Source organism: uncultured Corynebacterium sp. (genome assembly GCF_902782855.1).
Lineage (GTDB): Bacteria > Actinomycetota > Actinomycetes > Mycobacteriales > Mycobacteriaceae > Corynebacterium.
The window spans coordinates 1-8,765 of the sequence record NZ_CACZOO010000310.1; the positions used below are offsets into that span (position 1 = coordinate 1).

Here is an 8,765-nt window from a genome sequence, read left to right on the forward strand (position 1 = left end):
GCGGTGAAGTCCGGTCGCGGCGACGGATCCGGGATCCTGGTGCAGGGTAACGCGGATTTTTCGGCGAAGTTGGCGAAGTGCTGTACCCCGGTGCCCGGCGACGAGATCTTCGGCTTCATCACCAAGGGGGGTGGGGTGTCGGTGCACCGCACCGACTGCACGAATGCGGAGAAGCTGCACGCGGAGCCGGAGCGGCTCATCGACGTCGAATGGGCGTCCAACGTCTCCAACGCGGTGTTCATGGTGACCCTGCAGATCGAGGGTCTCGACCGGACCGGCCTGTTGTCCGAGGTGACCCGGGTCGTCAGTGAACAGAAGGTCCCGATCACGGCGACGAGCACGCATGTGTCCGAGGACAGGGTGGCGGTGTGCCGTTTCACCTTCGAGGTCTCCGACATCAAGCAGCTCGGCTACCTGATGAACCAGCTGCGCAACGTCGAGGGGGTCTTCGACGTCTACCGGGTGACGACCGGGGGATAGGGAGAGGGCCGCCCGACGAGAAATCCCCACCTGCTGAGGCACGCAGACCGGGGCGGACGCGTTTCTCAGAAAGTGGGGATTTCTGTGTGGATCGGGATCAGGCGTCGACCGTGGCGGAGGTGATGCGGACCTCGCTGACCGGTGTACCGTCACCGCCGTTCTCCTGGTTGGCGTCCTTGTTCTCGTCAATGATGCCGTCGAGCGTCTTCAGACCGTCTTCGGTGATCATGCCGAAGACGTTGTATGCGGGAGGAAGGGTGGTGTCCTGGTCGACGAGGAACATCTGCGATCCGTTGGTGTCGGCACCGGAGTTCGCCATGGCGAGGGTACCGCGCGGGTAGGTGACAGGACTCTGCTGGTCAGCCGAAGGGTACGCGTTCTTGGGGTACTCGTCGGCGAAGGAGAATCCCGGGCCACCGGAACCGTTGCCCGTGGGATCACCGCACTGCAGGATCGTCATGGAGTCGGAGACGACGACACGGTGACAGATGGTGTCGTCGTAGTAGCCCTGGGCGATCAGATCCTCGATGGCGTTGACCGTGCAGGGGGACTTCGACCGGTCGAGCGTCATCGCGATGTCACCCTTGTTGGTCGAGAAGGTGACGTTCACGGTGCCGGAAGTTGCGACACCGTCGGTCTGCGGCGCGTCTGCCTCCTTCGCAGCATCCCCGGAAGTGGGGTAGTCACAGGTCACGGTATCTGGGTAGGCATCAAGCGGGGCGTCCGCCATGGCGACCGGGGTGACGTCCGGGGTGCTCGTGTCTTCGGCGATGTTCTCGTCGGCGCTGTTGTCGCGGGTGACGGCGAACCAGATGCCGCCGACGATGACGACAAGGACCACCACGGTGGCCAGGACGACCCCCAGTGGACGCATCTTCTCCCGCCGGGAGCGGGACTTCAGCTCCTTGTCGAGGTTCTTCAGTGCCGCGTCGCGGCGGGCGGAGTTGTCGGACAACGCTCCGGGCCTCTCTTTCGCAGGGATGATCTCTGGGGGGTAAGGACAAAAGACCATTGTTCCACACCAGGCTGTGACGGCGGCGCAGTCGGTGGCAGCGTGGGCCACGGTACAGTCGGTCGGCATGAGTGAACTGACGACAGTGGTGCTGCCCACCGGACCGCTGGACACGAACTGCCTGGTCATCCATGACGGTGCCCGGGCGACCATTGTCGACCCGGGAATGGGGGCGGCGGCGCTGGTGAGCGCGATAGTCGCGGAGTCCGGCCTCACCGTCGAGCAGATCGTGCTCACCCACGGTCACATCGACCATGTGCGGGATCTACCGGAGCTGCAGCAGGAGTACAGCGTCCCGACGTACATGCACCACGCGGACCTGCCGTGGATCACCCGGGAGATGCTGGATGCCATGGGTCCGCTCGGCGACATGCACGACACCGCCCACATGGACGTTCCGGCCACGCCGGAGCCGGTGGCGGAGGGGGATGTCCTGACCCTGGCGGGGGTGGAGTTCACGGCCGTGCACATGCCGGGGCACTCACCGGGCTGTGTGATGTTCCGGGGCGCCGACGGCACGGTGCTCGGCGGCGACGTCCTTTTCCGCGGCGGGATCGGACGCACCGACCTGCCGCTGTCGGACCCGCACGCGATGCTCGCGAGTCTCCGCAGGATCCCGGAGGTCTTCGGGGACACGGACACCGTTTACCCCGGGCACGGCCCGTACACGACGGTCGGGGAGGAACGACGCACCAACGGATTCCTCCAGAGTCTCGTCTGACGGCGGCGGGTGGGGGAGACCACCGGAGGCGCCGCTATAGTTGGTGACCGTGAGTGACACCGAGAAGAGTGCGAAGATCCAGCCGTTTTCCGCCCCCAAGGGCGTGCCCGACTACGTGCCGCCGGCATCCGCCGACTTCCATGCGGTGCGCAGCACCTTCGAGACGGTGATCCACAACTCCGGCTACGGTCACATCGAGCTTCCGGTCTTCGAGGAGACCGCCCTGTTCGCCCGCGGCGTCGGCGAGTCCACCGACGTCGTCTCCAAGGAGATGTACACCTTCGAGGACCGTGGCGGACGCTCCGTCACCCTGCGTCCGGAGGGCACTGCCGGCGTGATGCGCGCGGTCATCGAGCACAACCTCGACCGGGGTCAGCTGCCGGTGAAGCTGACTTACTCGGGTCCGTTCTTCCGCTATGAGCGTCCGCAGGCCGGCCGGTACCGCCAGCTCCAGCAGGTCGGCGTGGAGGCCATCGGCGTCGACGACCCCGCCCTGGACGCCGAGGTTGTCGGCCTGGCCGACCGGTGCTTCCGCGCACTGGGGCTCACCGGGTACCGCCTGGAGCTGACCAGCCTCGGCGACGACACCTGTCGTCCGGCCTACCGGCAGAAGCTGCAGGACTTCCTGTTTACCCTCCCACTGGACGAGGAGACCCGCAGGCGTGCGCAAATCAACCCGCTGCGCGTCCTCGACGACAAACGTCCCGAGGTCCGGGAGATGCTCGCGGACGCCCCGCTGATGCCGGACCATCTCTCGACGGACGCCCGGGAGCACTTCGAGACGGTCACGGGCCTGCTCGATGACATGGGTGTCGAGTACGTCCTCAACCCGCGCCTGGTCCGGGGCCTTGACTACTACACCAAGACCTGCTTCGAGTTCGTCCACGACGGACTCGGCGCACAGTCGGGTATCGGTGGCGGCGGACGCTATGACGGGCTCATGGCCCAGCTCGGCGGCCAGGACCTGTCGGGTATCGGCTTCGGTCTCGGCGTGGACCGTACCGTGCTGGCCCTGGCGGCAGAGGGGGTGTCCCCGACGACCGGTCGGCGCGTCGATGTCTACGGTGTTCCGATGGGCGTGGACGCCAAGAAGAAGCTCGCGGTGATCGTCGACCGTCTGCGCCGTGCCGGTGTGTCTGCCGACATGTCCTACGGCGACCGTGGCCTGAAGGGCGCGATGAAGGGGGCGGACCGGGCCGGCGCCCGGTTCGCGCTGGTCCTCGGGGAGCAGGAGCTCGCCGACGGCACTGTGGTGCTGCGTGACCTCTCCTCGCGCGATCAACACGAGGTCGCGCTGCAGGATGTGGTGGGGACGGTGCAGCGGGCGCTCGCGTAGCGGCGTCCGTCGGGAGGCACCGGCAGCCCGCATCGGATGGAGCCGCGGGGATCGGCTACGGTTGGCGAGGTACAGATTCTTCTGGCATCCAACTGAGAGGTCGTGCCCGTTGGCACCCACCGAAACATCGACCGACAACGAGGAACCCGCGCAAACAGGATCCGGGGTGGGCAGGGGGAGCCGCATCGATTCGCCGGTCAACTGGCCGGTCTTCGGCACCGCCGCAGGACTGATCGTGGCCTTCGTGCTCTGGGCGTGGCTCGCCCCGGACTCGGCGGACACGGTCATCAACAACGTCAAGGACTGGATCGCCACCAACCTCGGCTGGTTCTACGTGCTCACCGCCGGGGTGGTCGTGGTCTTCGTCCTACTCATCGCCCTGAGGCGCACCGGTGGTACGAAGATCGGCCCGGACCATTCCCAACCGAAGTTCGGACTGTTCACCTGGGGCGCGATGCTGTTCGCCGCCGGCATCGGTGTGGACCTCATGTTCTTCGGCATCTCGGGCCCGGCGACGAACTACCTCACCCCGCCGGAGGGGTCGGGCCTGTCCGACGAGGCTGCCCGAATGGCCCCGCTGTGGACGATGTTCCACTACGGTATCCCCGGCTGGGCGATGTACGCCCTGATGGGGCTGGCCTTCGGCCTGTTCGCCTACCGCTACCACATGCCGCTGAGCGTCCGTTCCGCCCTGGCACCGGTCTTCGGACGCCGCATCCACGGTGCCCCCGGTCACGTGGTGGAGAGCGCCGCGGCCATCGGCACCGCCTTCGGCATCGCCGTCTCTCTGGGCATCGGCGTGGTCTTCATCAACTACGGTCTGTCGGAGCTCTTCGGTCTCCCGACGAACACGGGCGTGCAGATCGGGTTGATCTGTCTGTCGGTGTTCATCACGATCCTGTCCACGGTATCCGGGGTGGACAAGGGTATCCGACGGTTGTCCGAGCTCAACGTGTGGCTTGCGGTTCTTCTGATGCTGTGGATCCTGGTGATGGGCAGGACCGCCGACCTGATGAACGCTCTGGTGCAGAACATCGGCGACTTCATCTCCCGGTTCCCCTCGATGATGTTCAACACCTTCGCCTACTCGCAGGGGTCGGAGGAGTACCCGGCGCAGGACTGGATGTCGGACTGGACGCTGTTCTTCTGGGCCTGGTGGATCGCCTGGGCGCCGTTCGTGGGTCTGTTCCTCGCCCGTATCTCACGCGGCCGTACGGTCCGCCAGTTCGTGCTCGGTGTACTTGTCATCCCCTTCGTCTTCATCGCGATGTGGATCTCCGTCTTCGGCAACGCGGCGCTGGGCTTCTTCCGCGACGGTGACGAGGAGTTCCTCAACGCCGCCGCGGACACACCGGAATCCGGGTTCTTCATGCTGCTGCAGCACTACCCTGGAGCGACCTTCGCCGTTGCGCTGGCGGTGGTCACCGGACTCCTGTTCTACGTCACCTCGGCCGACTCCGGTTCACTGGTGATGGCGAACATGACCTCCAAGCCGTCGGTGGAGGATTCGGACGGTCCGCCGTGGCTGCGCATTGTCTGGGCGGTGATCACCGGCGCACTGACCCTGGTGATGCTGCTCATCGGCGGTGTGTACACGCTGCAGTCGGCGACGGTGCTCATCGGGCTGCCGTTCGCCGTGGTGATGTACCTGCTGATGTACAGCGTGTGGCGGGTGCTCACCGCCGAGCGGCACTCGCTGGAGTCCCGTGAACGTTCCCGGGCCGGTGCCTTGCTGGACCGGTCAGCCACCATCGGGTCTCCGAAGCTCTCCTGGCGCCGGCGGTTGCGCCGCCGGATGAGCTTCCCGAGTGCGGAGCAGACGGAGAAATACATCGAGGAGGTCGCGGCCCCCGCGATCGAGGAGGTCGCCGAGGAGCTCAGGCGCCTGGGGCTGGACGTGACCTGCCACCGGGGGACCCACCAGGACTACCCGATCAGCTACGTGGATCTGGTGGTGGACTTCCCGGGCCAGGACGAGTTCAAGTACGAGGCCTACCCGGTGGCCTGTCAGGTGCCGAATTTCGCGGTGAACCTCAACGTCGACGACGACGTCTACTACTCTCTGGAGATCTTCTCGGCGACCGGATCCCGCGGCCACGACATCCTCGGTTACACCAAGGAGCAGGTCATCGCTGATGTCCTGGATTTCTACGACGCCCACATGGCTTACATGGAGTTGACCGGTGACAAGGGTACCCGCACAGGTGAGGCCCACACCCCGGTGCCGGAGTTCTGGGACGAGGACGAGGAAACCGTCGGCGAGTCGGGCAGCCCGACTCCGAACGCCATCCAACCGAAGGCGCGGGACACGGTCCGGACGGGTGACGCCGATGACGAGATCTCGCCGGCGACCCCGCAGGCCACCACGTCTATCGGGCGAAATCCTGGTGGCAGGCGTTCACGGTGCCGCCCTGATAGCCGCGGGTGAACCACTGCTGCCGCTGCACGGAAGACCCGTGCGTCCAGGCGTCCGGGTTGACCGCCGAGCCGGAGGAACGCTGGATGGCGTCATCCCCGATGGCTTGCGCGGACCGGATGGCCTGGGCGACCTGGTCGTCGGTGAGGGGATCGAGCATGGCGTTGTCTCCGTTGTCAGCGTGGTGGGCCCACACCCCGGCGTAGCAGTCGGCCTGTAACTCCATCTTCACCGCGTTCGAGTTTTCACCGGCCTGGTTGTAGTCGGACAAACCGATGGTGCCCTGGAGGTTCTGGATGTGGTGGCCGAATTCGTGGGCCACGACGTACATCTGCGCGAAGGAACCGTCGGATCCGCCCATGTCCTTGAGCTGTGCGAAGAAGTCGTCACCGATGTAGACGGTGCGGTCACCGGGGCAGTAGAAGGGGCCCGTCCTGGCGGTGGAGGCCTGCCCACAACCGGTGTTCACCGTGCCGTCGCCGATCCGTACGTCGGGTTCGGTGTACGCGATCCCGGCCTCGGCGGGGAGGATCTCCGACCAGACGGAGTCGAGGGAGATGGCGGTGCCCTCGATGCGGCAGTCATCGTAGGTGTTGGCGTCTTCCCAGGTCCTGCAGTGGTCGAGGGAGCTGTCTGTGCTGACGTCACCCCTGCCGACCATGTTGTCGGAAGATGATCCCGCGCCGAACATGCCGGTTCCACCGGCCATGAAAAACCCGATGACGGCGACGACGATGATGCCGGGGATACCGAACCGCGATCCGACCAGGGCCATGATCATGCCCAGCCCGTTGCCACCACCTCCCCGGTTGCCGCCGCCGAATCCGAAGCCGCCGGATCCGCCGGAGCTGCCTCCGGAGGAGGCCCGGCCGCCCATACCGTCCAGGTTCGAGTTGAAGGTCATGTGATCACCCTACCCGGCCGCTTCCTCGCAGGTCATCAACCCTGATGGGCCGCATTTCCGGGGCACTGAACCTCGGCGACCCCGCAAGCGACGCCACCGAGCCTCCCACGTCGTCGACGGTGCGGTGGAAGCCATCGGGCAGTTGGCAGCGGCAACGATGTCGCTGACCCCCCGGCTGCGGGATCGCGGGCGTTGGTCTGCATGCGGCCGATGTGAGAGGCCCGGCTACCACGATCACTGCGCGGGCACCGCACGGGAGTCCTCCGTAGACGAGGATATGCCGGAGCTCGTCAAGGACCTGCAGGACGAGTGGTACGTCGCGCAGGGCAGCAGGGTGCCCGACCGCAGGAAAGCCCTGGGAGCAGCGCAACCGGGGATACGACATCACCGCCGGGCCGGAGCCGCAATGTGGTCGGTGACTGAGATTCGGTGACGTCGCCGCATGGAAAACCGACGAGCACGGGAACCTGCTCGTTGAAGGTTCGCAGACCCCTGGGTTCGACAACGAAGCGGGCATGCACAGCCGGAAGGCAGGGGAGGGCAAGGTCCATCGCCTTCGTCATTCCACCCACGAGTTCTGTAACAAACAAATCCAACACCGACAGGACACCGACAGGACAATGTGGACTCTGCCGCAATGCGGACTCTGACTACCCCGGGGGGACCCGGATGCCTGTAGGAGGTTGCGCGGAGCTGTCGAATAGGTAAACATATAGATATGTCTTCATTCACGATCTTACGGCGGGTCGCAAGCGTCGCGCTGGTCTCTCTCCTGGTCATTCCTGGAACGGCTCACGCTGCCAGCTTCGGGGACTACTCCGACGGCGGTCCGTACCGGGTGTCAGAGTACGGTGAGTGGGCACCGCCACCCTTCGGGCCCGGCGGGATTCCGGTTCTTCAGTTCGGTCACCGAGACTATATTCCTGAGACTGCGAATCCCGGAGAGAAGTTCCCCTTCGTTCTCATCACTGCAGGCGTGGGTGGTGACGGCCGTTTCTTTGGCGAGACCTACGCCAAACAGCTCGCCTCACGTGGCTTCGTAGTTCGTATCGGTTACGGTGCCGCCAATCTGACTTTCGCTACTCCAGAGGCACACCTGAGTGCTATCGGGCTTGAAATAAATCAGGGCAGGCCAAGCCTCTTGGCACAGAAAGCTGACTTCTCCCGTAGCGCACTGGTCGGCTATTCGGCAGGTGCTGGAGCATCTCTATGGGCTGGTGCGACACAGGGTGGTATTGTGCCGCAGCTTGGTCTGCAGATTCCTGGCTTTAAGCTCGGTGCCATGGTCAACATGGGCCTACCGGCCAACTACTATGCAGCTGAGCCGCTCGTACCAGACGAGCTTCCCGTGTTGATCATGTACGGGGAATCGGACCCCTTTGGACTCGGAGCTGCCTCCCACGCGCTCATGCATGGACTCGCGGAGAACAAGAACCAGACAATAGTCGGAGTTCGCGGGGCCAACCACCTGGGTCCGGTGACGATCAGCCCGGTGAACTACCAGAATCGGTACTACACGCTGATGACCGCTTGGCTCACTGCGCAGCTCGGCCAAGACGGTGAGCTTCAATCCGCCTTCAGGAACCGAGATCCAGAACTCATAAATTCCGAATACTTCACGGTGTATGATCAGACGATGAAAGCGCGTTCCATCTAATACGCGTCACACAGCGGAAAGTGTAGCACCGTCTATCGTGTAATGAGGACGGATCGCCATCAGAGTGTTACCCCTGCTTTTTCTCTGGCTCGTGGGCGGTGGCAGGGGTGCGCCCCATTTTCATGCTGTCTCCAGGCTCAATCAGTTTTTCAGTTTGGTGCTGTGTTAATTCCTCCGCGTAGCCCTCTGAATGGATCCATGGGGCAGTGATACAGGTCCGAGAGCAGCCGGAGTTTCCC

At 64.7% G+C, this 8,765-nt stretch carries 7 protein-coding genes; 5 read left to right on the forward strand and 2 right to left on the reverse strand.

Annotation, left to right across the window (positions count from 1 at the left end; all coding sequences use genetic code 11):
* Positions 1-480, forward strand: a 480-nt coding sequence (locus tag QZV72_RS12465) for an ACT domain-containing protein (RefSeq protein ID WP_367119105.1), incomplete at its 5' end; no start/stop codon positions are given.
* Between the two features lie 97 nt (positions 481-577).
* Here the strand turns inward: QZV72_RS12465 and QZV72_RS12470 are convergent.
* Positions 578-1,435 carry a peptidylprolyl isomerase gene (locus QZV72_RS12470; RefSeq protein WP_297008907.1) on the reverse strand — a complete coding sequence of 286 codons (858 nt, stop codon included), beginning with the start codon at positions 1,433-1,435 and terminating at the stop codon, positions 578-580.
* Positions 1,436-1,559: 124 nt separating this feature from the next.
* Between QZV72_RS12470 and QZV72_RS12475 the strand changes: the two genes are divergently transcribed.
* The 3 genes from QZV72_RS12475 to betT all read left to right on the forward strand — a co-directional run bounded on the left by QZV72_RS12475 (position 1,560) and on the right by betT (position 5,977).
* Positions 1,560-2,213, forward strand: a complete 654-nt coding sequence (locus tag QZV72_RS12475; RefSeq protein ID WP_297008908.1) for an MBL fold metallo-hydrolase — start codon at positions 1,560-1,562, stop codon at positions 2,211-2,213.
* 49 nt (positions 2,214-2,262) lie between these two features.
* Positions 2,263-3,549: a histidine--tRNA ligase gene (hisS, locus tag QZV72_RS12480; protein ID WP_297008909.1), complete on the forward strand. Its 1,287-nt coding sequence runs from the start codon at positions 2,263-2,265 to the stop codon at positions 3,547-3,549.
* A gap of 166 nt (positions 3,550-3,715) precedes the next feature.
* The gene (gene betT, locus QZV72_RS12485; RefSeq protein WP_297008912.1) at positions 3,716-5,977 is read left to right on the forward strand and encodes a choline BCCT transporter BetT; all 2,262 of its coding nucleotides are present in this window, start codon (positions 3,716-3,718) and stop codon (positions 5,975-5,977) included.
* Here the strand turns inward: betT and QZV72_RS12490 are convergent.
* Positions 5,919-6,869 (reverse strand): neutral zinc metallopeptidase, encoded by a 951-nt coding sequence (locus tag QZV72_RS12490; RefSeq protein ID WP_297008910.1) that lies wholly within the window; start codon positions 6,867-6,869, stop codon positions 5,919-5,921. The two genes, betT and QZV72_RS12490, sit on opposite strands and share 59 nt — an antisense overlap.
* Before the next feature lie 718 nt (positions 6,870-7,587).
* On the opposite strand from QZV72_RS12490, the gene QZV72_RS12495 reads away from it, so the two are divergent.
* Positions 7,588-8,526, forward strand: coding sequence for a lipase family protein (locus QZV72_RS12495; RefSeq protein WP_297008911.1), 939 nt, complete (start codon positions 7,588-7,590; stop codon positions 8,524-8,526).
* The last annotated feature ends 239 nt before the right edge of the window (positions 8,527-8,765 follow it).

Bases quoted from the DNA above. Each gene is read 5' to 3' on its own strand.
- QZV72_RS12475 (WP_297008908.1), top strand. From the start codon at position 1,560: ATGAGTGAACTGACGACAGTGGTGCTGCCCACCGGACCGCTGGACACG.
- QZV72_RS12495 (WP_297008911.1), top strand. From the start codon at position 7,588: ATGTCTTCATTCACGATCTTACGGCGGGTCGCAAGCGTCGCGCTGGTC.
- QZV72_RS12490 (WP_297008910.1), bottom strand. From the start codon at position 6,869: ATGACCTTCAACTCGAACCTGGACGGTATGGGCGGCCGGGCCTCCTCC.